The 21,631-nt window shown below is 63.1% G+C and carries 24 protein-coding genes; 13 read left to right on the top strand and 11 right to left on the bottom strand.

What is annotated here, in order from left to right; all coding sequences use genetic code 11:
* Nucleotides 1-33: 33 nt before the first annotated feature.
* The 7 genes from hisF to hisB form a co-directional block, all read right to left on the bottom strand.
* On the bottom strand, nt 34-828 hold the full coding sequence (gene hisF / locus P3C39_RS12820) for an imidazole glycerol phosphate synthase subunit HisF (protein WP_024501998.1): 795 nt from the start codon (nt 826-828) through the stop codon (nt 34-36).
* The gene (locus P3C39_RS12815) at nt 825-1,661 is read right to left on the bottom strand and encodes an arginase family protein (RefSeq protein ID WP_275953223.1); all 837 of its coding nucleotides are present in this window, start codon (nt 1,659-1,661) and stop codon (nt 825-827) included. The genes hisF and P3C39_RS12815 overlap by 4 nt, the downstream gene beginning before the upstream one ends.
* The gene (hisA, locus tag P3C39_RS12810; RefSeq protein ID WP_013528346.1) at nt 1,658-2,401 is read right to left on the bottom strand and encodes a 1-(5-phosphoribosyl)-5-[(5-phosphoribosylamino)methylideneamino]imidazole-4-carboxamide isomerase; all 744 of its coding nucleotides are present in this window, start codon (nt 2,399-2,401) and stop codon (nt 1,658-1,660) included. The genes P3C39_RS12815 and hisA overlap by 4 nt, the downstream gene beginning before the upstream one ends.
* Before the next feature lie 4 nt (nt 2,402-2,405).
* Nucleotides 2,406-2,696, bottom strand: a complete 291-nt coding sequence (locus tag P3C39_RS12805) for a DUF1330 domain-containing protein (protein ID WP_013528347.1) — start codon at nt 2,694-2,696, stop codon at nt 2,406-2,408.
* Nucleotides 2,697-2,782: 86 nt separating this feature from the next.
* Nucleotides 2,783-3,433 carry an imidazole glycerol phosphate synthase subunit HisH gene (gene hisH, locus P3C39_RS12800; protein ID WP_275953224.1) on the bottom strand — a complete coding sequence of 217 codons (651 nt, stop codon included), beginning with the start codon at nt 3,431-3,433 and terminating at the stop codon, nt 2,783-2,785.
* A 23-nt stretch (nt 3,434-3,456) separates the two neighbouring features.
* Nucleotides 3,457-3,933 (bottom strand): DUF2628 domain-containing protein, encoded by a 477-nt coding sequence (locus P3C39_RS12795; RefSeq protein ID WP_275953225.1) that lies wholly within the window; start codon nt 3,931-3,933, stop codon nt 3,457-3,459.
* Nucleotides 3,934-3,937: 4 nt separating this feature from the next.
* Nucleotides 3,938-4,537 carry an imidazoleglycerol-phosphate dehydratase HisB gene (hisB, locus tag P3C39_RS12790; RefSeq protein ID WP_024502002.1) on the bottom strand — a complete coding sequence of 200 codons (600 nt, stop codon included), beginning with the start codon at nt 4,535-4,537 and terminating at the stop codon, nt 3,938-3,940.
* 242 nt (nt 4,538-4,779) lie between these two features.
* Here hisB and hslV point away from each other — a divergent pair, with 242 nt between their 5' ends.
* The 6 genes from hslV (at nt 4,780) to P3C39_RS12760 (ending at nt 10,151) form a co-directional block, all read left to right on the top strand.
* A complete protein-coding gene (gene hslV, locus P3C39_RS12785; RefSeq protein WP_013528351.1) occupies nt 4,780-5,331 on the top strand; it encodes an ATP-dependent protease subunit HslV in 552 nt (183 codons plus the stop codon).
* Nucleotides 5,321-5,836 (top strand): GNAT family N-acetyltransferase, encoded by a 516-nt coding sequence (locus tag P3C39_RS12780; protein WP_024502003.1) that lies wholly within the window; start codon nt 5,321-5,323, stop codon nt 5,834-5,836. The genes hslV and P3C39_RS12780 overlap by 11 nt, the downstream gene beginning before the upstream one ends.
* Nucleotides 5,833-6,993, top strand: coding sequence for a hypothetical protein (locus P3C39_RS12775; RefSeq protein WP_275953226.1), 1,161 nt, complete (start codon nt 5,833-5,835; stop codon nt 6,991-6,993). The genes P3C39_RS12780 and P3C39_RS12775 overlap by 4 nt, the downstream gene beginning before the upstream one ends.
* 106 nt (nt 6,994-7,099) lie before the next feature.
* Complete coding sequence (locus P3C39_RS12770; RefSeq protein ID WP_224618702.1) at nt 7,100-7,645, top strand: DUF2585 domain-containing protein; 546 nt, start codon at nt 7,100-7,102, stop codon at nt 7,643-7,645.
* Nucleotides 7,646-7,649: 4 nt separating this feature from the next.
* Nucleotides 7,650-8,960: an ATP-dependent protease ATPase subunit HslU gene (gene hslU / locus P3C39_RS12765; RefSeq protein ID WP_013528355.1), complete on the top strand. Its 1,311-nt coding sequence runs from the start codon at nt 7,650-7,652 to the stop codon at nt 8,958-8,960.
* 231 nt (nt 8,961-9,191) lie between these two features.
* Nucleotides 9,192-10,151 carry a DUF1402 family protein gene (locus tag P3C39_RS12760; protein ID WP_064992846.1) on the top strand — a complete coding sequence of 320 codons (960 nt, stop codon included), beginning with the start codon at nt 9,192-9,194 and terminating at the stop codon, nt 10,149-10,151.
* Between the two features lie 119 nt (nt 10,152-10,270).
* Here P3C39_RS12760 and P3C39_RS12755 read toward each other — a convergent pair whose 3' ends face one another.
* From P3C39_RS12755 to P3C39_RS12745, 3 genes are all read right to left on the bottom strand, one after another.
* Entirely contained in the window at nt 10,271-11,509 is a 1,239-nt protein-coding gene (locus P3C39_RS12755; protein WP_275953227.1) for an FAD-dependent oxidoreductase, read from the bottom strand.
* Nucleotides 11,506-11,820, bottom strand: a complete 315-nt coding sequence (locus P3C39_RS12750; RefSeq protein ID WP_013528358.1) for a MocE family 2Fe-2S type ferredoxin — start codon at nt 11,818-11,820, stop codon at nt 11,506-11,508. The genes P3C39_RS12755 and P3C39_RS12750 overlap by 4 nt, the downstream gene beginning before the upstream one ends.
* Before the next feature lie 88 nt (nt 11,821-11,908).
* A complete protein-coding gene (locus P3C39_RS12745) occupies nt 11,909-13,000 on the bottom strand; it encodes a fatty acid desaturase family protein (RefSeq protein WP_275953228.1) in 1,092 nt (363 codons plus the stop codon).
* Nucleotides 13,001-13,170: 170 nt separating this feature from the next.
* Here P3C39_RS12745 and P3C39_RS12740 point away from each other — a divergent pair, with 170 nt between their 5' ends.
* The 7 genes from P3C39_RS12740 (at nt 13,171) to P3C39_RS12710 (ending at nt 20,951) form a co-directional block, all read left to right on the top strand.
* On the top strand, nt 13,171-14,202 hold the full coding sequence (locus P3C39_RS12740) for a LacI family DNA-binding transcriptional regulator (RefSeq protein ID WP_013528360.1): 1,032 nt from the start codon (nt 13,171-13,173) through the stop codon (nt 14,200-14,202).
* Nucleotides 14,203-14,502: 300 nt separating this feature from the next.
* On the top strand, nt 14,503-15,444 hold the full coding sequence (locus P3C39_RS12735; RefSeq protein WP_024502009.1) for a sugar ABC transporter substrate-binding protein: 942 nt from the start codon (nt 14,503-14,505) through the stop codon (nt 15,442-15,444).
* A gap of 114 nt (nt 15,445-15,558) precedes the next feature.
* Entirely contained in the window at nt 15,559-16,635 is a 1,077-nt protein-coding gene (locus P3C39_RS12730) for an ABC transporter permease (RefSeq protein ID WP_013528362.1), read from the top strand.
* A 2-nt stretch (nt 16,636-16,637) separates the two neighbouring features.
* Nucleotides 16,638-17,405 carry an ATP-binding cassette domain-containing protein gene (locus tag P3C39_RS12725; protein ID WP_013528363.1) on the top strand — a complete coding sequence of 256 codons (768 nt, stop codon included), beginning with the start codon at nt 16,638-16,640 and terminating at the stop codon, nt 17,403-17,405.
* A gap of 112 nt (nt 17,406-17,517) precedes the next feature.
* Nucleotides 17,518-18,513, top strand: coding sequence for an inositol 2-dehydrogenase (gene iolG, locus P3C39_RS12720; protein ID WP_275953229.1), 996 nt, complete (start codon nt 17,518-17,520; stop codon nt 18,511-18,513).
* A 34-nt stretch (nt 18,514-18,547) separates the two neighbouring features.
* Nucleotides 18,548-19,342 carry an SDR family oxidoreductase gene (locus P3C39_RS12715; RefSeq protein ID WP_275953230.1) on the top strand — a complete coding sequence of 265 codons (795 nt, stop codon included), beginning with the start codon at nt 18,548-18,550 and terminating at the stop codon, nt 19,340-19,342.
* Nucleotides 19,343-19,859: 517 nt separating this feature from the next.
* Nucleotides 19,860-20,951, top strand: coding sequence for a 3-deoxy-7-phosphoheptulonate synthase (locus P3C39_RS12710; protein WP_224618266.1), 1,092 nt, complete (start codon nt 19,860-19,862; stop codon nt 20,949-20,951).
* A gap of 34 nt (nt 20,952-20,985) precedes the next feature.
* Here P3C39_RS12710 and P3C39_RS12705 read toward each other — a convergent pair whose 3' ends face one another.
* A complete protein-coding gene (locus tag P3C39_RS12705) occupies nt 20,986-21,621 on the bottom strand; it encodes a LysE family translocator (protein ID WP_275953231.1) in 636 nt (211 codons plus the stop codon).
* Nucleotides 21,622-21,631: the final 10 nt, after the last annotated feature.

The raw sequence follows: 21,631 nt of genomic DNA, 5'->3' as shown, positions 1-21,631 counted from the left end.
CGAAAACCGGTTCCCATTTTTCGGGATCATGCTTTAGGGCCGATTATTCACAGAGTCCAGCCGCATCGGCAGCCCTGCGGCGGCCATATGCGCCTTGGCCTGCGCTATCGTGTAGGTACCGAAATGGAAGATGGACGCGGCCAGCACCGCACCGGCATGGCCGTCGCGAATGCCTTCGACCATGTGGTCGAGCGTGCCGACGCCGCCGGAAGCGATGACCGGCGCGCGCACGGCGTCTGATATCGCGCGGGTCAGCGCGATGTCGTAGCCGGCCTTGGTGCCGTCGCGATCCATCGAGGTCAGCAGGATCTCGCCGGCGCCGCGATCGACCATTTTCCGCGCGAACTCGACCGCGTCGATGCCGGTCTTTTCGCGCCCGCCATGGGTGAAGATTTCCCAGCGGTCGGCCTCACCGGTGGCGGACACTTTCTTGGCGTCGATGGCGACGACGATGCACTGGTTGCCGAACTTGTCGGCGGCCTCGGCAACGAAATCCGGGTTCTTCACCGCCGCCGTGTTGATCGACACCTTGTCCGCGCCGGCCAAGAGCAGCTTCCTGATGTCGGCGACCTGGCGCACGCCGCCGCCGACGGTCAGCGGCATGAAGCATTGTTCGGCGGTGCGTGCGATGACGTCGAAGATGGTTTCGCGATTGTCCGACGAAGCAGTGATGTCGAGGAAGCAAAGCTCGTCGGCGCCGGCCGCGTCATAGGCCTTGGCCGCCTCGACCGGATCGCCGGCGTCGACGAGATCGACGAAGTTGACGCCCTTGACGACACGGCCGTTCTTGACGTCGAGACAGGGGATGACACGGGCTTTCAGCATCAGCGGCCCTCTATCGTGGCGATGAGATCGTTCAGCAACTGGCCGACCAGCGGCGGAACATCGGCCTGCGCGTCGAAAGCCGGATCGTAGGCGGAGACGGTGATGCCGACGACCGGCACCGCAAGCGCCATGGCGCAAGTGGCGTCGCGCAACTGCTCCGGGCTCGGGCCGCCCGAAGTGATATAGCGGTTGGCCTGCAACTCGCGGGGATCATGCACGTCCATATCGAGGTGCATGTGCACGCGTTTGGCGCCGGCGATCTTCAGTCTTTCGGTCGCCTGGGCCACCCCGGCGCATTCCGTCCGCACGATCGGCAGCGTCTCCAGCAGCCGCTTCTCGTCCGGATCGAGATCGCGCGCGTTGACGAGCACGCAACGCGACGGATCGATCGGCTTGAAGCCGGGAATGGCCGACGCCATCGGCCTCCAGCACAGGCCAAGCACCGTCGCCAGCGCCATGCCGTCGAGAAAGCCGTATGCCGATGTCTCGGGCGTGTTGAGGTCGCCATGCTGGTCGGCCCAGATGATCGCATCGGCGTCCTCGCCGGCGACCGCACCGGCTGATGTCAGGCAATTTCCCGCAAGGACGATGGGAAACCGACCGGCGTCACGGGCAAGGCGAACCTCGGTCGCAACCGCGTTGCAGACAGCAAAGCCGGTGGCGATCTCGCGCTCCTGGATGTCTCCGACCCTGCCGATGTCTTCCACCGTAACGTCATGGCCGGCCATGGTCAGCCCGTCGACGAGCCCGCCTGATATCAGTGCGTCCGGGCCCTGGCCCATGCCGCCATGGTAATGACCGCTGTCGTAGGAGGCCAGGATGATGGAGATTTTCACGTCCGCGTCTCCGCCCTGCCCTGCAGGATCGCCAGGGCCTCGGCCGGATCGATGCGGCCGTCATAGAGCGCGCGCCCGGAGATCGCCCCTTCGAGCTTTTGCGCATCGGGCATGGTCATGCGCACGATGTCGGCGATCGAGGCGAGGCCGCCCGACGCGATGACCGGGATCGATACGGCATCGGCGAGATCGATGGTGGCGTCCCAGTTGATGCCGGTCAAAACGCCGTCGCGGTCGATATCGGTGTAGATGATGGCGGCGACTCCGGCGCCCTCGAATTTCCTCGCCAGTTCGACGACGCCGAGGCTCGACGCCTCGGCCCAGCCCTCGACGGCGACCTTGCCGCCCTTGGCGTCGATGCCGACGGCGACCTTGCCCGGAAACGCCTTGCAGGCCTGTCTGACCAGGTCCGGGTCACGCACCGCCACCGTGCCGAGGATGACACGGGCCAGCCCGCGATCGAGCCAGTCCTCGATCTGCGCCAGCGTGCGGATGCCGCCGCCGAGCTGCACAGGGTTCTTCGTCGCCTTGAGGATGGCGCCGACCGCCGCGCTGTTGACGCTCTGGCCCTGGAAGGCGCCGTTGAGGTCGACGACATGCAGCCATTCGAAGCCCTGTTGCTCGAAGGCCCGCGCCTGCGCTGCAGGATCATCGTTGTAGATGGTCGCGGTGGCCATGTCGCCGTGCTTCAGGCGCACGCACTGGCCGTCCTTGAGATCGATGGCGGGGAAAAGGATCATCCGTTCAGGCGCCTTCCACAATGGCGAAATGCGATGTCGAATAGAGACGTCGGAACTTCAGCGCCGCCTGGTATTCGGGCGAATGGAAGCAGGCGAGTGCGACCGCGTAGCTCTCGAACTCGATGATGACATGGCGATTGCCCGACGACCCTTCCGGGCTCGACGACTGACCGCCGCGGGTCAGGAATTTTGCGCCATATTTGTCGAAAGCCGCTTTGTTGGCGGCAATGTATAGCGGATAGTTTTCCGGATCGGTCACCTCGACCATCGCCATCCAGTAACCCTTCTTGCTCATCGGTTTCCCCTTTGCTTGAGCATGATCTCGGGACAAACGGGACCGTTTGTCCGAGAAAACCGGGGTCCACTTTTCGGGATCATGCTCTAGGGCCTCCAGCGCAGGAAATTGGTGATCAGGGCGAGGCCCAGCGCCTGGCTCTTTTCCGGGTGGAATTGCGTGCCGACGAGATTGTCGCGGGCGACGGCCGCCGTCACCGGGCCGCCATAATCGGCGACCGCCAGCACTTCGTCCGGCTTGCGCGCATCGAGGTGGTAGGAGTGCACGAAATAGGCGTGCAGCCCGTTGGTCCCGGTGGGAATGCCGGCAAACAGTGGATGCTGGCGTTTGAGTTCGATCGTGTTCCAGCCGATCTGCGGGATCTTCAGCGCCGGATCGGAAGGCATGATCTCCTTGACGTCGCCCGATATCCAGCCGAAGCCCTCGGTAATTGTCTTTTCAAGGCCGCGCTGCGACATCAGTTGCATGCCGACGCAGATGCCGAGGAAAGGCCGGCCCTTGACGATCGCGACATCCCCGACGGCTTCCCACATGCCTTCGACGGCCTGCAGGCCGGCCGCGCAATCGGCATAGGCGCCGACGCCGGGCAGGACGATGCGATCGGCCGTGCGCACCCGCTCGGCATCGGCCGTCAGGTCGATCTGCGCCGCGATGCCGGCTTCGCGCGCGGCGCGCTCGAAAGCCTTGGTGGCCGAGCGCAGGTTGCCCGAGCCGTAGTCGATGATCGCAACCCGCATCTCAGCTTCTTCCCGGAATCATGTCAGTTTCTTCCCGGTATGTGGGTCAGCCCCAGCGCAATGCCCGGCAGCGCTGGCCGCGCGAGGGCAGCATCGGGGACCATGCGCGGCGCCGGCACAACCTCATCGGCAAGCGCTTCCGCCTCCAGCGCATAGCGTGTGTCGGCTTCGTCGAGCCAACCGGCTTCGACCGCGCCCCACTCGTGCCAACCACGCCGGCGAAGTGCCGCGATGCGCAGGCCTTGCCCTTCCAGGCCGACATAGAGCGAAACCAGCAACGACAGCAGCGACCCGGCCACACCAAGGCCGAGCTTCTGGCCCAGCATCGAAAGCAGGCCCATGACGACGAAGGCAAGTGCTGCTTCGATCCACAGCCGATGCCAGGCGAACCATAGCGGCGGCACCAGGAGGCCCAGCCAGGTGAAGCCATCGCGGACAAAGGCCGTCGCATCAGCCTTTTCGCTGCGGCCTGGCGGTTCCATCACGACGTAGGTGGCCATGGCCTTATCCCTTCAACGATCCTTTGGTGGAGGGAACCGCATCCGGCTGGCGCGGATCGCGTTCGAGAGCAGCGCGCAGCGCGCGCGCCACCGCCTTGAAGCAGGTCTCGGCGATGTGATGGTTGTTGGCGCCATAGTGGTTGGTGACATGCAGCGTAATGCCGGCATTCTGCGCCAGCGCCTGGAAGAACTCGCGCACCAGTTCGGTGTCGAAGGTGCCGATCTTCGGCGACGAGAAGGAAACGTTCCAGACCAGGAAGGGACGGCCGGACACATCGATCGCGGCGCGCGTCAGCGTCTCGTCCATGGCAAGGTCGATCGAGGCATAGCGCATGATGCCGCGCCGCTCGCCGAGCGCCTTGGTCAAGGCCTGGCCGAGCGCGATGCCGGTGTCCTCGACCGTGTGGTGATCGTCGATATGCAGGTCGCCCTTGGCCCTGACCGTCATGTCGATCAGGGAATGGCGCGACAGCTGGTCCAGCATATGATCGAAGAAGCCGACTCCCGTAGCGATATCCGACTTGCCGGAACCGTCGACATGGATCGACACGGAGATGTCGGTTTCCTTGGTCTTACGGCTCGCTTCGGCGGAACGGGGCGGCATCACTCTATCCTTGTCCAGAGGTTCACATCGTGACCGGCTCAGAGGCTTCAAGCGCTCGCAGGCTTGAAAACGAAAGCCTTCTAGCAGCATGATCCGGCGATTGCCAGTTGCCTCCGGCAGCGGTATCGGCCTTGCCAGAGAGCGATTTGCAATCACCGGCCCCATGCATACATATGGCCGATCAAAGTTACTCGTACCGCGCCAATCGCCTTATCGGGATGGCGCTGCTCGGAGCCCAAGAAATGTCCAATGAACTGACCATGCACGCCACGACCATCGTGACGGTGCGCAAGGGCAACAAGGTGGTGATCGCCGGCGACGGCCAGGTCAGCCTTGGCCAGACCATCATGAAGGGCAACGCCAAGAAGGTGCGCCGCATCGGCAAGGGCGGCAATGTGATTGCCGGTTTCGCCGGCGCCACCGCCGACGCCTTCACGCTTTTGGAGCGGCTCGAGGCCAAGCTCGAACAATATCCCGACCAGCTGACGCGCGCCTGCGTCGAGCTCGCCAAGGACTGGCGCACCGACCGCTATCTGCGCCGGCTGGAAGCGATGATGCTGGTGGCAGACAAGTCAGTCTCGCTGGCGCTGACCGGCACCGGCGACGTGCTCGAACCCGAATTCGGCGTCATGGCCATCGGTTCGGGCGGCAATTACGCGCTGGCCGCGGCCCGCGCGCTGATGGACAGCGACAAGGATGCCGAGGAGATCGCCCGCAAGGCGATGCAGATCGCATCCGACATCTGCGTCTACACCAACAACAATTTCGTCGTCGAAACGCTCGATGCCGCCTGAAGAGGTGGTGACCTATGATTTTCGGCCGGTGACGGAGAAAGACCTGCCGATGATCGCCGGCTGGCTTGCCCAGCCGCATGTTGCAGAGTGGTGGGACGATCCGGAGACGGAAATCGCCGGGATTAGCGATCATATCGACTCGATTTCCGTCGAGCCGCTGATCGTCGAGCTCGACGGCAAGCCGATCGCCTATCTGCAGAGCTACGATCCGCATCTGGAAGACGACCACCCCTACGCCGACCAGCCGTTCGGCACGCTCGGCATCGACGTGTCGATAGGCGTGCCGGAGCTGGTCGGGCGTGGCCATGGCTCGGCGATCGTGCGCCAATTCGTCGAACAGCTTTTCGAGGAAGGTGTTCCGCGCGTCATCATCGACCCGGATCCCGCCAATGTCAGGGCGATCCGCGCCTACGAAAAGGCCGGCTTTGTTGCCTTTGACACCAGAACATCGGAGTACGGGCCAGCCCTGATGATGGCGCGCGACGCGACGCAGGAGCCCAATTGATCAGCGCCGAAACCCTCGACAAGGCAGTCGCGAAAGGTTTGATCTCGCAGACCTTGCGCGATCAGTTGGAGGCCATGGAACGCGCGGTCGCTCTCGCCCCCGAGGCCAGGCGCGCCGATGACGAGCGTGACGAGGAAAACCTGCGGCTGGTCGGCGGCGGCAACGATCTGTTCGTCACCGTCGGAACCGTTCTGCTCAGCGCCGGCTTCTTCTTTGTCCTCACCACCTTGCTTCCAGGCCAGACATTCTGGATCGCCGGCATCCTTGCGGTTTTCGCCTGGGGGCTCGCCGAAATCGTCACGCGTCAGCACCGGATGAAGCTATCGTCGTCCGTGCTTGCCCTGATTTTCATGGCCGCCATTCTGGCCGCTCTGGCGCTGCAAGTGGAGGCCAGCTTCGGCATACGCAAGCCGGAAACCATCTGGCAGCTATTGGCGTTGCGCCAGACGGCGTCCCGGGCCGGATATCTGTTCCTGGGCGGAGGAATAATCGCGGCGGCAATCTATTTCTGGCGCTTTCGCGTCCCCATCATTGCCGGGACCATCGCCATCGCCTTCACACTGCTTGCCTTCCTGCAAACGGCGATAATCCTGTATGACAGTGTGACAACCGGCGCGATTGCGCCGCCGCGCCTCGAGGACGTTCCCGAATTGCTTCGCGCGGCTCTTTACATGCCGCTGATCTGCGGCCTGATCGTGTTCGCAACGGGTGTCGCTTTTGACATTTACGACAGGGATCGACGCAAGATCTGGTCCGATTGCGCTTTCTGGCTGCATGTCGTCTCGGCGCCGATGCTGGTGCATCCGCTCTTTATCATGGCAACCGGCCAAAACGTCGTATTCGGACATATCGCGCCGGATGCCAATGCAACCATCATGCTGACGATTCTGATCCTTGGCTTCCTCTATGTCGCGCTGGCCATAGACCGCCGTTCGCTTCTGGTTCCTACATTGGCTTACTTCGGCTCGCTGGGCATCTATTATCTGGTGAATTCCGCCTCCGATTCGACGGGCATCCCGCCTTTTGCCTTGATCCTGGTCGTTGTTGGCGCGCTGATTATCCTGTTCGGGGCCGGCTGGCAGCGTATCCGGCGGATTGTGGTCAACCCCACCTTGCCGGCGGCCGTGATCCGCCGGCTACCGCCGCTGAAGGCGTGACAGGGCTTTGTGATGGTCGAGACGGCGACGCGAAACGAGGGGGAATGAACCGATGACGACACCGGCCACGGAAAACAGCTATTCGGCCTACGAAGACAGCTGGCGGATGGGGCTTCTGCTGGTGCTTGCCCTGGTCATCTTCCAGGCCGGGGCGCTCTACGGCATGGGGCGGACGCCGATCTGCACCTGCGGCTACGTCAAGCTCTGGCATGGCGTGGTGAACAGTTCGGAGAATTCCCAGCACATTTCGGACTGGTACACCTTCTCGCACATCATCCACGGCTTCCTGTTCTATGCGCTGGCGCGGTTCCTGTTCCCGCGTTCGCCGATCGGCCTGAGGCTGGCGTTCGCCGTCTTCATCGAGGGCGGCTGGGAGCTGCTGGAAAACAGCCCGTTCATCATCGACCGCTACCGCGCCGGCACCATTTCGCTCGATTACTATGGCGACAGCATCATCAATTCGGTGTCGGACACACTGGCCATGGTGCTGGGATTTGTGATGGCGCGAAGGCTACCTATATGGGTGATCGTCAGCCTCGCCATCATCTTCGAACTCGGCACCGGCTACCTCATCCGGGACAATCTGACACTCAACGTGATCATGCTGCTGCATCCGTTCGAGGCCATCAAGCAGTGGCAAAGTGGAATTTAGTGATATGAGCACATTTTCTCCCCGCGAAATCGTTTCGGAACTCGACCGCTTCATCATCGGCCAGAAGGACGCCAAGCGCGCCGTGGCCATTGCCTTGCGCAACCGCTGGCGCCGCCAGCAGCTGGAAGGCCAGATGCGCGAAGAGGTGATGCCCAAGAACATCCTGATGATCGGGCCGACCGGCGTCGGCAAGACGGAAATCTCGCGCCGCCTGGCGCGGCTGGCCGGTGCGCCCTTCGTCAAGGTCGAGGCGACCAAGTTCACCGAAGTCGGCTATGTCGGCCGCGATGTCGAGCAGATCATCCGCGACCTGGTCGAGATCGCCATCGGCCTGGTGCGCGAGAAGATGCGTGAGGACGTCAAGGCGCGCGCCCACGTCAACGCCGAGGAACGTGTGCTGGAAGCACTGGTCGGCAAGACGGCGAGCCCGGCCACCCGCGACAGTTTCCGCAAGAAGCTGCGCGACGGCGAGCTCGACGACAAGGAAATCGAGGTCGAGGTTGCCGACACCGGCAGCGGCGGCATGCCCGGATTTGAAATCCCCGGCATGCCGGGCGCCAATATCGGCGTGCTGAACATCAACGACATGCTGTCGAAGGCGATGGGCGGCAAGAAAACCAAGATGCGCAAGACGACGGTGAAGGAGTCCTACGACCTGCTGGTCAATGACGAGTCCGACAAGCTGCTCGATCAGGACGAGGTGGTGCGCCGGGCGCTCGATGCCGCGGAAAACGACGGCATCGTCTTCCTCGACGAGATCGACAAGATCGCGGCGAGATCGGACATTTCCGGCGGGCCCTCGCGCGAAGGCGTGCAGCGCGACCTGCTGCCGCTGGTCGAAGGCACCACGGTGGCGACCAAATACGGACCGTTGAAGACGGATCACATCCTGTTCATCGCCTCCGGCGCCTTCCACGTCTCGAAGCCGTCCGACCTGTTGCCGGAATTGCAGGGCCGCCTGCCGATCCGCGTCGAACTGCGGGCGCTGGAGAAGGACGATTTCGTGCGCATCCTGACCGAGACCGAGGCCAGCCTGATCAAGCAGTATATCGCGCTGATGAAGACCGAGGGCGTCGAGTTGACCTTCACCGACGACGCCATCGATTCGCTCGCCGGCATCGCCGTCGATCTCAACGCCAGCGTCGAGAACATAGGCGCCAGGCGCCTGCAGACGGTGATGGAGCGGGTGCTGGACGAAATCTCCTACGATGCGCCCGACCGCAACGGAACGAGCGTCACTATCGACGCCGCCTATGTCGAAAAGCATGTCGGCGATCTGTCCAGGAATACCGACCTGTCGCGGTTCATCCTTTAAACGACGGCGCCGAAACGTTCCGGCGCCGGTCCAGGCAACATTTTCCGGCAAGCAAAATCATGTGTGGCCAGATGGTACCATCTGGCCACCTTTCGTCCTGCCGGGTGAAGGGGCGCTCTCGACTCGACCAAGAGCTTTACCTAGTTTGCGCGGCAATTCTCGATCTCTTGGTTGACGCAATTCCGGAAAACCGTTTCACACTTTTCCTGGAATTGCTTGGGCGGCGGGTGCATGAAAAAACTGATCCTGGTCATTCTCGGCTTGACGCTGGCGGCGACGCTGTTCGCCGCCGAGGCAGCGACATTGGTGCCGCCGGGAAATCGCAATGCCGTGCAGCCCGACATTCCCGGCGCCTCCAGCCGGCGCACGCAGGCGACCAACACCAGCTTCCAGGCGAAGTACCGCAAGGTCTATGCCCTGCTGCAGAACGACGCCGATCTGCGCGGCAAGATCAGGAAGGCGGCGGCCGCCTACGGCATCGATCCCCTGCACATCGTCGGCGCCATCGTCGGCGAGCACACCTACAACGTCGATGCTTATGACCGGCTGCAGACCTACTATGTCAAGGCGATCTCCTATCTCTCCAGCAAGCTGTCCTTCGCCTATGACGGCGAGGACATCACCGACTTCGTGCAACGGCCGGAATTCAAGAAATGCGCGGGGATGTCCGACAGCTACGATCTGTGGGAATGCCGCGAACAGGTGTGGAACCGTTCGTTTCGCGGCAAGTCGGTCGGCGGGACCAGCTTTCCCGACGACCGCTTCGGCGCCACCTTCTTCCAGCCTTATTATGCCGGCCAGACCTTCGGCCTCGGCCAGCTCAATCCGCTGACCGCCCTGCAGATGAGCGATCTGGTGCACAAGGTTTCGGGCCTGCCCAAGCTCGACGTCGGCGATCCCAATTCGGTCTACAAGACCATCATGGATCCCGACCTGACGCTCCCCTACGTCGCCGCGACGATCAGGAAATCGATCGATGCCTATAAAAGCATTGCCGGCTTCGACATTTCGGGCAATCCTGGGCTGACCGCTACGCTCTACAATGTCGGCAATCCGGAGCAGCGCGCTTATGCGTTGAAGGCGGAGAACGACAGGCGCCGCGCCGCCGGTGAGCCCGAAAAGCTGCCGGAAGAGAATTATTATGGTTGGCTGGTGAACGACAAACTGCCGGAGCTGAAGGCGCTGTTTTAGGGCTGGGGTTCAGAGCCTTTACCTGCCCCTTGTAGGGCAGGTCGGACCGAAGGTCAGGGGCGGTGCCGCACTCCCATCCCGCAGCTGCGCAGCGGCCCCCAAAAAGGGGGAGCGTAGGCTCAGGCGGCCAACAACGACTTCAGCTTCACATCCGGTGATCCCAGCGCTTCCGGCGCCGGCTTGGCCCGCTTGGCGATCAGCATTTCGGCCAGCCTGATGTCGCGGGCGACCGCGTTGCCGGGGCCGATGCCGCTGGCCGCGACCAGCCTGCCGTCTTCAGCCAAATGGAAGAGGATGAAGGCGCCGTCGCCGAGATCGCGGCGCACGGTGTTTTTGCCCTCGTCGGAGAGCCCGGCGATCTGCAGCGACAGACCATATTGATCCGACCAGAACCACGGCACCGCCGCATGCGCCTCGCCGGCGCCGAGCATGTTCCTGGCCGCCAGCGCGCCCTGTTCCTGGGCGTTGCGCCAGGCTTCCAGCCGCACCCGGCGGCCGCCATAGACGGCGAGCGGAAACGAGCAGCAATCGCCGGCGGCAAAGATGTCGGGATCGCAGCTGCGCAGCTCGGCATCGACTGCAATTCCATTGTCGATCGTCAGCCCCGCTTCGGCCGCAAGCCCGGTCACCGGCACGGCGCCGATGCCGATGATCGCGAGGTCGGCGACGATTTCCCGGCCGCCGGCAAGTGTGGTGCGCACCTCGTTGCCATCGTCGGCGATGGACGCGATGCCGTCGCCGCACAGGATGTCGACGCCCTCGGCGACATGCGCCTCATGGATGATTTCCGCGATCTCCGCCGGCACGCCGCGAATCAGGATGCGAGGCTGCGCCTCGATGACGGTGACCGCGGCACCGAGCTTGCGGGCCGCGGCGGCGAGTTCGAGGCCGATAAAGCCGCCGCCGATGATGGCGATACGGTTGCCGGGGGTGAGATGCGCGCGAATGGCGAGCGCATCAGCGAAGGTTCTAAGATAGACGCAGCGCGGACCCAGGCCCGGCATCGGCAGCTTGCGCGGCGTCGAACCGGTTGCCAGCAGGAGCTTGTCGTAAGGCAGGACCGATCCGTCCGACAGGCGCACAGTATGCGCCGCGCGGTCGATCGCGACGGCCTGGACGGAATGGATATGCCGGATCGACTTCTCGGCCAGAATTGCGTCGCTGGCGATCGCCTTGATCTCGGGCGCATCGCTGGCCATCGCCTCCTTGGACAGAGGCGGGCGCTCATAGGGCAGATGCGGCTCGTCGCCGACCAGCGTCACCGGCCCCTGATAATCGAGGTCGCGCAGCGCCAATGCCGCCCGCCCGCCGCATTCGCCGGCGCCGATGATGAGCATCCCCCCCGCCATGTCAGTCATCCGATCTGGATCAGGACTTTGCCGGCATCGACCTTGACCGGATAGGTCTTGAGATTGATGCAGACCGGGGCGCCGCGGGCGTCACCCGTCTTGTAGTTGAAGCGCCCATTGTGCTTGGGGCATTCGATGATGTCATCCATCACCAGCCCGTCGGCCAGGTGCACCTTTTCATGCGTACAAAGGCCGTCGGTGGCGAAGAACTCGTCGTCGGGGCTGCGATAGATGGCGAAGGTGCGGCCGCCGTGGTCGAAGCGCATCACATCCTCCTCGTCTATGTCGCCGGTGGCGCAGGCCTCGACCCAGTCGCTCATTCAAGTCCTCCCAAAAGCAAAAAAGTGCGCAGCGGTTTTCCGTCCGGAATTGCGTTAAATAAACAGTCTGGATCGGATGGAAGCACGATCATTCCGCCGCGGCGGCGATAGTGTCGTTGTGGAATTCCTCGCGATATGGCCGTGCGCTCGGCGGCAGCTCGCGCTTGAGGAAATAGTCCTCGTTGCGCAGCTGGCGCAGGAAGACCGGGATCATCTCGCGGTAGCCGGCCAGGATCGACGGTGTCGCTTCCGGCAGATCGTGCTTGATCAGCTCGTGCAGCCTCGGCAGCGCATGATAGGGCACCATCGGAAACATGTGATGCTCGACATGGTAGTTCATGTTCCAGTAGATGAAGCGGCTGATTGGGTTCATGTAGACGGTGCGGCTGTTCAGCCTGTGGTCGGTGACATTGTCGGCCAGGCCGCCATGCTGCAGCAGCCCGACCATGACATGGTGCCAGGCGCCGTAGAGCCTGGGCAGGCCGACCAGCATCAGCGGCAGGAACGAACCGGTGTAGAGCGCCAGCCCGACGGTGGCGGCATAGATCGCCGTCCAGATGCGGGCGACGCGGATCGCCTTGGGCTGTTCCTGTTCTGGAATGAAGGTCTTTTCGGCGGCGCTGACGGTGCCGGCGGCGTTGCGCAGCATATCGCTCATCGCATGCCAGGCGTCGAGCACGCCGACGAAGCCCAGCATGGCGCGAACCAGATCCGGCGGCCGCATCACCGAGATTTCCGGGTCGCGGCCGACGATGACGGTGTCGGTGTGGTGGCGCGTGTGGCTCCAGCGCCAGGTCACCGGATTGCGCATGATCATGAAGCAGGCGATCTGATAGACCACATCGTTCATCCATTGCGTGCGGAAGGCGGTGCCGTGACCGCATTCGTGCCAGCGTGAATCCGTCGAGGAGCCGTAGAGCACGCCATAGACGAAGAAGAACGGCACGCACCACCATGTGCCCCAGAGCCAGGCGCCGCCGGCGCCACTGACGATCAGGGCGGCGAACCAGATCGCGGTATCGCGGATCGCCGGCCCGTCGGAGCGCTGCATCAGCTCCTTCATCTGCTTGCGCGGTATGTCGGTGTGATACCACTCGGCCGCCGACAGGCCGGTCTCGACGGCGAGCTTGGCGTCGCGGCCGATCAGGCTGTAGTCACGCCGGGACGGCGCAGTGGACATGATTGCCTCCCTCGGCAAAGGCATCCGCCAGAGCGAATGCCATGAAATCCCTTGGCTTCAGGCGTCAAAGTAACGCCGACCGATGATAGACTCAACATCATAAAGATAGTTTCTATCATTTCCCATCAGGATGATGTACGAAGGGCTCGAGCAAACCCGACGAGGCAAGCATGGTGAAGCGGCCGACAATATCCGATCTGGCGCGCATCTCGGGCGTCAGTGTCGCCACCGTCGACCGCGTGCTGAACAACCGGCTGCCGGTGCGCGAAGAGACAGCGCGCCGCGTCTACGAGACCGCTACCGACATCGGCTACCACGCCGCCGGCCTTATCAAGCAGCGCATGCGCCAGGAGTTGCCGGAGTACCGCCTGGGCTTCCTGCTGCTGCGGGGCAATGATGCCTTCTACGGTGACTTCGCGCGGGAACTCGAACTGGCCATCTCGCAATCGCAGCGCTTCCGCGGCGTTGCGAGCATCGATTTCGCCAGCTCCCTGGCTCCCGACGAGATCGCCTTGCAGATGCGCAGGCTGGCGGCGAAATCGAGGGCCATCGCCGTTGTCGGTCCGGACCATCCGACCCTGACAGCGGTCGTGGAAACCTTGAAGGCGAGAGGACAGCCGGTCTTTTCGGTGCTGTCCGATTTTGCCGCCGGTATCCGGGAGGGCTATATCGGCCTCGACAACCGCAAGGTCGGGCGCACCGCCGCATGGATGATCTCCAAGGCAGCCAAGCGGCCCGGCAAGGTCGCCCTCTTCGTCGGCAGCCACCGCTTCCACGGCCATGAGCTGCGCGAGATCGGCTTTCGCTCCTTCTTCCGCGAGCATGCGCCGGAGTTCAGCGTGCTTGAAACGCTGGTCAATCTGGAAGCCAACCAGGTGACCCATGACGCGATGATCGATCTTCTGGCGCGCTATCCGGATCTTGCCGGCTGCTACGTCGCCGGCGGTGGCATGGAAGGCGCGGTCTCGGCGCTGCGGGCAGCGAAGCCCGCGACCATGCCGGTGGTCGTCTGCAACGAGATCAACGCCGAGTCGCGCGCGGCGCTCGCCGACAACATCCTCACCATGGTGATCTCGACCCCGCTCGCCGCTTTATGCCGTGAGCTCGTCGACCTGATGGCGCATGCCATCGAAACCGGCGCCGCCAACGCTCCGGGCCAGACCTTTCTGCCCTTCGACATCTATCTGCCGGAAAACATCTAGCCAGCCGCCGCGCAAGGTGCCGAGGCAAATGATAGAATCCATCAGAGCGATGCGTAAATCGGCCGGCAGGCCGCGGAATCGCCCTTGACGCCCCGATGTGAAATGGAATAAATATTTCATCATCTGTATATTTTGGTTCTTTCGTTCCGGAATATCTGTTTCAAACAGAGGGTTTGACGTTCCAGCCAACGGCAAGCGTCACCCGGAATAGAAACGACATCAGGGAGAGATTCCCCGGGGAGATCGGGGATTCCGGATAAATCGGTGAAACCGGACACCAATATGTGGAGGAGAAACACAATGAAGAAATTGATTTTAGGCGTCGCCTTCGCGGCGCTGATGAGTTCATCCGCCCTGGCCGCCAAGGTTGGCGTGTCGATGGCCAAATTCGACGACAACTTCCTGACCGTGCTGCGCAACGGCATGATCGAGCAGGCCAAGGGCATGAGCGGCGTCGAGCTGCAGGTCGAGGACGCGCAGAACGACGTTGCCAAGCAGCTTGACCAGATCAAGAACTTCGCCGCTTCGGGCGTCGACGCCATCATCGTCAACCCGGTCGACACTTCGGCCACGCAGGCGATGTCGGATGCCGCCGCCGCAGCCAAGATCCCGCTGGTCTATGTCAACCGCGAGCCGGTCAATGTCGACACGCTGCCCGACAACCAGGCCTTCGTCGCTTCGAACGAAGCCGATTCCGGCACGCTCGAGACCAAGGAAGTCTGCCGCCTGTTCAAGGAAGCCGGCAAGAAGGAAGCCAATGTCTATGTGATCATGGGCGAGCTTTCCAACCAGGCCGCCGTGCAGCGCACCAAGGACATCGACGATGTGATCGCGACGCCGGATTGCAGCTTCATCAAGATCATCGACAAGCAGACGTCGAACTGGAACCGCGACGAGGCGCAGAACCTGATGACCAACTGGCTGTCGACCGGCAAGCCGTTCGATGGCGTCATCGCCAACAATGACGAAAGTGCCATCGGCGCCATCCAGGCGATGAAGGCCGGCAACATCGACATGAAGGCGGTTGTCGTCGGCGGCGTCGATGCCACCCAGGACGCGCTGGCGGCCATGCAGGCGGGCGACCTCGACGTAACCGTGTTCCAGGACGCCGCCGGCCAGGGCGCCGGCGCTCTCGATGCGGCGCTCAAGCTCTCCAAGGGCGAGAAGGTCGAGCACAAGGTCTACGTGCCCTTCCAGCTGGTGACGCCAGCCAACATCGACAAGTTCCTGAAGAAGAACTGAGCCGCCAGCGGTTCGATACGGAGCGGCGCTCTCGATCAAGACAGCGCCGCTCCCCTCTCTCCCTCAGCGCCGGCACGGCGCGAGGGCGACCGCGGCTGATGGAGGACAGAATACGTGGCACAGACATCTCATGGCGTCGGCGGCGTCGGTTATGATGCGAAGAAGCGCACATGGCCGGCCGAGTTCAATGTTTTCCTGGCCCTGGTCATTCTCGTCGTCATCTTCGAACTGATCGGCCGCATCTTTCTCGGCGACAGCTTCCTGTTCAACACACGCAGCGATGTCGGCGGCATCTTCAACGAAGCGCGCCTGCAGATCATCATCCTGCAGGTGTCGATCGTCGGCATCATCGCCATCGGCGTGACACAGGTCATCATCACCGGCGGCATCGACCTGTCCTCGGGCTCGATCGTCGGCGCGACCGCCATGATCGCCATGAGCTTCGCCCAGGTGGCGACGGTCAACGGCAACCCCAATCCCAAGGCGATGTTCCTGGCGCAAGGCTGGACCGACCTGCCTGTCATCGTGCCGCTGCTGGTGGCGATCGCCTGCGGCCTCTTCGCCGGCCTGGTCAATGGCGCGCTGATCGCCTACACGCGCATTCCGCCGTTCATCGCCACGCTCGGCATGATGGTGACCGCGCGCGGCATCGCCAAATGGTGGTCCAAGGGCCAGCCGATCTCGTTTCCCACCGAGAGTTTCGCCAGCATCGGCAAAGGCCTGATGCCGGTCGTCATCTTCCTGTCGCTGGCCATCCTGTTCCAGCTGATCATGACCTATACGAGGTACGGCAAGCACTGTTACGCGATCGGCTCCAACGAGGACGCCGCGCGTATGTCCGGCATCAAGATCGCCAATCACAAGATCCTGGTCTACGTCATCGCCGGCATTCTCGCCGCGCTCGCCGCCGTGGTGCTGAGCTCCAAGAACCTGACCGCGCAGTCCGGCATGGGCGTGATGTACGAACTCGACGCCATCGCCATGGCGGTCATCGGCGGGGTCTCGCTGTCGGGCGGCCGCGGCTCGATCATCGGCACGGTGATCGGCTCGCTGATCTTCGGCGTCATCATCTCCGGCTTCACCTTCCTGCGCCTCGACGCCTACTACCAGGAGATGGTCAAGGGCGTGATCATCGTCGGTGCGGTGGTTCTCGACCAGTGGCGCCAACGCCTGCGGGCAATGAGGGCATGACCATGTCAGACATCGTCCTGAAGACCGAAAACCTGACCAAGCGCTATGGCGGCGTGCATGCGCTGGAAGGCGCGAACTTCGAGCTGCGCAAGGGCGAGCATATCGCCATCATGGGCGACAACGGCGCCGGCAAATCGACCTTCGTGCGCCAGATCACCGGCGTCGAGCAGCGCACCAGCGGCCAGATCTGGTTCGACGGCAAGGAAGTGAATTTTGCCGGGCCGATCGAGGCCCGCACGGCGGGCATCGAGACCGTGTTCCAGAATCTGGCGCTGGCCGACGATCTCGACGTGCCGTCGAACCTGTTCCTCGGCCGCGAGAAGGTTTTGTTCAACCTCGGCCCGTTCTCGATCCTCGATCGCAAATACATGCGCAAGGCGACCGAGGCGGCATTGGTCCGCACGGCGGTGAAGATCCCCAATCTGTCCAACACCATCCGCCACATGTCGGGCGGTCAGCGCCAGTGCGTGGCGATCGCCCGGACCGCGACCTTCGCCTCCAAGCTGATCATCATGGACGAGCCTACCGCCGCCCTTGGCGTGCAGGAGACCGCCCAGGTCGAAAACATCGTGCGTACGCTGAAGGACAATGGCGAGCCGCTGATCCTGATCAGCCACAATATGCGCCAGGTGTTCGATCTCTGCGACCGTATCGTCGTGTTCCGGCGCGGCCGCATCGTCGCCAATCTGCGCAAGGAGAACACCGACGGAAACGATATCGTCTCCTACATCACCGGCGCCAAGACCGGGGAGGCGGAACTCGCGGCCTAAAACAGGATGGTCATCCTGTTTTCTGGCGCGCTCGAAAAATAGCCTTGCCACCTTTCCCCAAAAGCAAGGTGTGGACAACTCTCTCCAACCCATTCCCCCAGAGGAAATACCCATGACCGTTCGCTTCGCTCTCCTCGGTGCCGGCCGCATCGGCAAGGTCCACGCCCGTGCCGTCGGCTCCAATCCGCAGGCCAAACTGGTTGCGGTTGCCGATGCGTTCGAGAAGGCGGCCACCGAACTGGCCAGCGCCTATGGCGCCGAGGTGCGCAGCATCGAGGACATCGAGAAAGCCGGAGATATCGACGCCGTCATCATCTGCACGCCGACCGACACCCATGCCGATCTGATCGAGCGCTTCGCCAAGGCCGGCAAGGCGATCTTCTGCGAGAAGCCGATCGACCTCGACGTCAAGCGCGTCGAGAAATGCCTGGCCGTGGTCGAGAAGACCAAGGCGACGCTGATGGTCGGCTTCAACAGGCGCTTCGATCCGCACTTCGCCGCCGTGCGCAAGGCGATCGACGACGGCGCCATCGGCACCGTCGAGATGGTCACCATAACCTCGCGCGATCCGGGCGCGCCGCCGATCGATTACATCAAGCGCTCGGGCGGCATTTTCCGCGACATGACCATCCATGATTTCGACATGGCGCGCTTCCTGCTCGGCGAAGAGGTCGTGGCGGTCAGCGCCCATGCCTCGGTGCTGGTCGACAAGAAGATCGGCGCTGCCGGCGATTTCGATAGCGTCAGTGTCATCCTCGAAACCGCTTCCGGCAAGCAGGCCGTCATCTCCAACTCGCGCCGCGCCACCTATGGCTACGACCAGCGCATCGAGGTGCATGGCTCGAAAGGCATGGTCGCGGCCGAGAACCAGCGCCCGGTGTCGATCGAGCTGGCCAACGAGAAGGGCTATACCCGCCCGCCGCTGCACGACTTCTTCATGACCCGCTATCTCGACGCCTATGCCAATGAGATCGCTGCTTTCATCGCCGCAGCGACATTAGGCAAGAAGGCCGCGCCGAGCGGTGCGGACGGACTGGTGGCGCTGAAACTGGCCGACGCAGCGCTGAAATCAGCAACGACCGGCAAGACCGTCAGTCTCGACAAGTAAGAGAACCCTTAGGAAAAACCACAGGAGCAGAGCGATGAGCGCATCAGCCGATCGCAATTCACAGACACGCGCCATCGTCACCGGCGGCGCGCAAGGCATTGGCTTTGCCGTCGCCGAGGCCTTGGCCGATGAAGGCTGCCGGGCACTGGCGCTCATCGGCCGCTCGCAGGAGAAGGGCGACAGGGCCGTCGCCCATTTCAAGAAAGCCGGCGTCGATGCGATCTTCATCAGCGCCGATGTGTCAAAAGTGGCGGACTGCAAGCGCGCGGTCGCCACCGCGATCTCGCATTTCGGCACCGTCAACGCGCTGGTCAACGCCGCCGCCACTTCGGCGCGCGGTTCGCTGGTCGAAACCTCCGAAGAGTTGTTCGATACGATTTTCGATACCAATGTGCGCGGCCCGTTCTTCCTGATGCAGGGCGTGGTGGCGCATCTCCTTGAGAAGAAGGCACCCGGCTCGATCGTCAACGTGCTGTCGATGTCGGCGCATACCGGCCAGTCGTTCCTGACGCCCTATTCGACCAGCAAGGGCGCGCTGATGACACTGACCAAGAATGTCGCCAATGCCTATCGCTACAACCGCATCCGCTGCAATGCGGTGCTGCCCGGCTGGATGGACACGGAAGGTGAGGACATCGTGCAGAAGAAGTGGCACGACGCGCCGGACGACTGGCTGGCGAAGGCCGAAGCGACGCAGCCGATGGGCCAGTTGGTCAAGCCGGACCAGCTTGCCCGTCTGATCAGCTACATGGTCAGCCCACAGTCCGGTGTCATGACCGGGTCGCTGGTCGACTACGATCAAAGCATTGCGGGGGCGTCACCGGAGTAACGCCGGCGAGTCTCAAACGCCCATCACTTCGTCATCCACGGGCGGAGCAAGGAGCGTAGCGACGCGGCGCAGACCCGAGGATCCATGCCGCGACTTCTGAGCGGTGCTGCGGTGCGGAATTCTGCTCCGCTGCACCATTCGGCCAAAGTCACGGAATGGATCCCAGGGTCTCCGCGACGGAGCTTCGCTCCTGCTCCGCCCAGGGAGCACGAAGTTTGGGTGCTTCGGCCATCCCGAATTGTCTCCGCATCAGGGCACGTGACAAGTGCCTCCGCATCGACTATATGAGCCTCATGATCAACCTGACCGCCACATATTGGTACTTTAGGAGCTCGCTGGCGGCGGGAGGATTGCGCTCGATCTGAAGATTGCAGCAACAAGATCCGAACAGCCGCCATACCTGGCGGCTTTTTTGTTTTCAGCCGGCAGGTTCCCTCTAAATCAAAGAGGAGCATGATGTCGTCCGAAAACCGCTTCACACTTTTCGGCATCATGCTCTCGACAGGAGCAGAAAGCCGTGTTGACCACCACAGACGACCTCCGGGTCAAAGAAATCCGAGAACTGAGCACACCGGACGAGGTGATGCGGGAGATACCGCGCACTTTGACGGCGACGCGCACCGTCAGCGCATCGCGCAACGCAATCCATGCCATCTTGAACGGGACCGACGACCGGCTGCTCGTCATCGTCGGCCCGTGTTCGATCCACGATCCGGTCGCGGCGGTCGATTACGCCAGCCGTCTCGCGGCGCTGCGCGAGAGCCTGTCGGACCGGCTGGAGATCGTGATGCGGGTCTATTTCGAAAAGCCGCGCACGACGGTCGGCTGGAAAGGCCTGATCAACGATCCCGACCTCGACGGCAGCTTCAACATCGACAAGGGGCTGCGGATGGCACGCAATGTGCTGTCGGCCGTCAACAATCTCGGCCTGCCGGCGGCGACCGAATTCCTCGACATGACCACCCCGCAATACATTGCCGACCTCGTGGCCTGGGGCGCGATCGGCGCGCGCACGACCGAGAGCCAGATCCACCGCGAACTGGCCTCGGGCCTCTCCTGCCCGGTCGGCTTCAAGAACGGCACCGACGGCAATCTGCGCATAGCCGCCGAGGCGGTGAAATCCGCCGCGCAGCCGCATCATTTCATGGCGGTGACCAAGGGCGGGCGCAGCGGCATCGCCACGACCACGGGCAATGAGGACTGCCACGTTATCCTGCGCGGCGGCGTTCAGCCCAACTATGACGCGGCGAGCGTCGAGGCCGCCGCTGTGGAACTCGCCCGCATCGGCATTGCGCCCCGTCTGATGATCGATGTCAGCCACGCCAACTCGGCCAAGAAGCCCGAGAACCAGCCCAAGGTGGCGGCAGATGTCGCCGGCCAGGTCGCGGCAGGCGACGAGCGCATCATCGGCCTGATGATCGAGAGCAATCTCGTCGCCGGCCGGCAGGACGTGGTGCCGGGCAAGCCGCTGGTCTATGGCCAGAGCATCACCGATGGCTGCATCGACTGGGCGACCACCGAGACCGTGCTGCACGGCCTTGCCGGCGCCGTCGAGTGGCGCCGCTCGGCACGCCGCGCCATGATCGACAACCGGCAGGGAGCTGCCTGACAGGGCATAGGGAAGTGGGCGGCGGTGACCGGGATTACGCCGCCCTTAATCCTTCCCATGCCATGAACACCGACACGGCAAAGAGCAGCAGTCCGGCCGCCCGGCCGGCAAAAATGGTCGCCCGCGGATTGGCGATCAGAACGTTGCGGCTGCGGCCGGCCGTGATCGCCAGCCCGCCATAGATCGCAGCCTGCGTCACCACGGTCAGCAGCCCCATGACCGTCGCCTGCATCCAGATCGGACCGTAGTCCGGTTTCAGGAACTGCGGGTAGACGGCAAGCACGAACAGGTATGCCTTCGGGTTGATCAGGCAGGTCACAAACCCCTGGCGAAACGCCTTCCATGCGGAACGGCTGCCGGCAGGCCCCTCCTGGCCGACGATGATGGAACTGCGCATCAGCGTGATGCCTATGAAGGCCATGTAGGCGGCGCCGGCAAGCAGCAGCGGCTTGAACAGGATCGGCACGAAATGCATCAGCAGGCCGACGCCGATGGCGCCGTTCAGCGTGTGCACCATGCCGCCGACCATGATGCCGCCGGTCGCGGCAAGGCCTCGGTCGCGGCCGCCCGTCAGTGCATTGGCAAGCACGAAGAGCATATCCATGCCCGGAACGGCGATGATGCCTAACAGCAGGATAAAGAAAAGCCAGAGATTTTCCGCATAGCCCATGTCAGTTGCC

Source organism: Mesorhizobium sp. XAP4, from assembly GCF_029269325.1.
Lineage (GTDB): Bacteria > Pseudomonadota > Alphaproteobacteria > Rhizobiales > Rhizobiaceae > Mesorhizobium > Mesorhizobium ciceri.
This window is presented reverse-complemented; position numbering and strand designations above follow the sequence as displayed.

Excerpts from the sequence above, each read along its gene's own strand:
- P3C39_RS12805 (WP_013528347.1), bottom strand. The coding sequence starts at position 2,696 with ATGAGCAAGAAGGGTTACTGGATGGCGATGGTCGAGGTGACCGATCCG.
- P3C39_RS12745 (WP_275953228.1), bottom strand. The coding sequence starts at position 13,000 with ATGTCCACTGCGCCGTCCCGGCGTGACTACAGCCTGATCGGCCGCGAC.
- iolG (WP_275953229.1), top strand. The coding sequence starts at position 17,518 with ATGACCGTTCGCTTCGCTCTCCTCGGTGCCGGCCGCATCGGCAAGGTC.
- P3C39_RS12750 (WP_013528358.1), bottom strand. The coding sequence starts at position 11,820 with ATGAGCGACTGGGTCGAGGCCTGCGCCACCGGCGACATAGACGAGGAG.
- P3C39_RS12760 (WP_064992846.1), top strand. The coding sequence starts at position 9,192 with ATGAAAAAACTGATCCTGGTCATTCTCGGCTTGACGCTGGCGGCGACG.
- P3C39_RS12735 (WP_024502009.1), top strand. The coding sequence starts at position 14,503 with ATGAAGAAATTGATTTTAGGCGTCGCCTTCGCGGCGCTGATGAGTTCA.
- P3C39_RS12780 (WP_024502003.1), top strand. The coding sequence starts at position 5,321 with ATGCCGCCTGAAGAGGTGGTGACCTATGATTTTCGGCCGGTGACGGAG.
- hisB (WP_024502002.1), bottom strand. The coding sequence starts at position 4,537 with ATGCCGCCCCGTTCCGCCGAAGCGAGCCGTAAGACCAAGGAAACCGAC.
- P3C39_RS12770 (WP_224618702.1), top strand. The coding sequence starts at position 7,100 with ATGGGGCTTCTGCTGGTGCTTGCCCTGGTCATCTTCCAGGCCGGGGCG.
- hisA (WP_013528346.1), bottom strand. The coding sequence starts at position 2,401 with ATGATCCTTTTCCCCGCCATCGATCTCAAGGACGGCCAGTGCGTGCGC.
- P3C39_RS12725 (WP_013528363.1), top strand. The coding sequence starts at position 16,638 with ATGTCAGACATCGTCCTGAAGACCGAAAACCTGACCAAGCGCTATGGC.
- P3C39_RS12715 (WP_275953230.1), top strand. The coding sequence starts at position 18,548 with ATGAGCGCATCAGCCGATCGCAATTCACAGACACGCGCCATCGTCACC.
- P3C39_RS12740 (WP_013528360.1), top strand. The coding sequence starts at position 13,171 with ATGGTGAAGCGGCCGACAATATCCGATCTGGCGCGCATCTCGGGCGTC.
- hisH (WP_275953224.1), bottom strand. The coding sequence starts at position 3,433 with ATGCGGGTTGCGATCATCGACTACGGCTCGGGCAACCTGCGCTCGGCC.
- P3C39_RS12755 (WP_275953227.1), bottom strand. The coding sequence starts at position 11,509 with ATGACTGACATGGCGGGGGGGATGCTCATCATCGGCGCCGGCGAATGC.
- P3C39_RS12795 (WP_275953225.1), bottom strand. The coding sequence starts at position 3,933 with ATGGCCACCTACGTCGTGATGGAACCGCCAGGCCGCAGCGAAAAGGCT.
- hslU (WP_013528355.1), top strand. The coding sequence starts at position 7,650 with ATGAGCACATTTTCTCCCCGCGAAATCGTTTCGGAACTCGACCGCTTC.
- hslV (WP_013528351.1), top strand. The coding sequence starts at position 4,780 with ATGTCCAATGAACTGACCATGCACGCCACGACCATCGTGACGGTGCGC.
- P3C39_RS12705 (WP_275953231.1), bottom strand. The coding sequence starts at position 21,621 with ATGGGCTATGCGGAAAATCTCTGGCTTTTCTTTATCCTGCTGTTAGGC.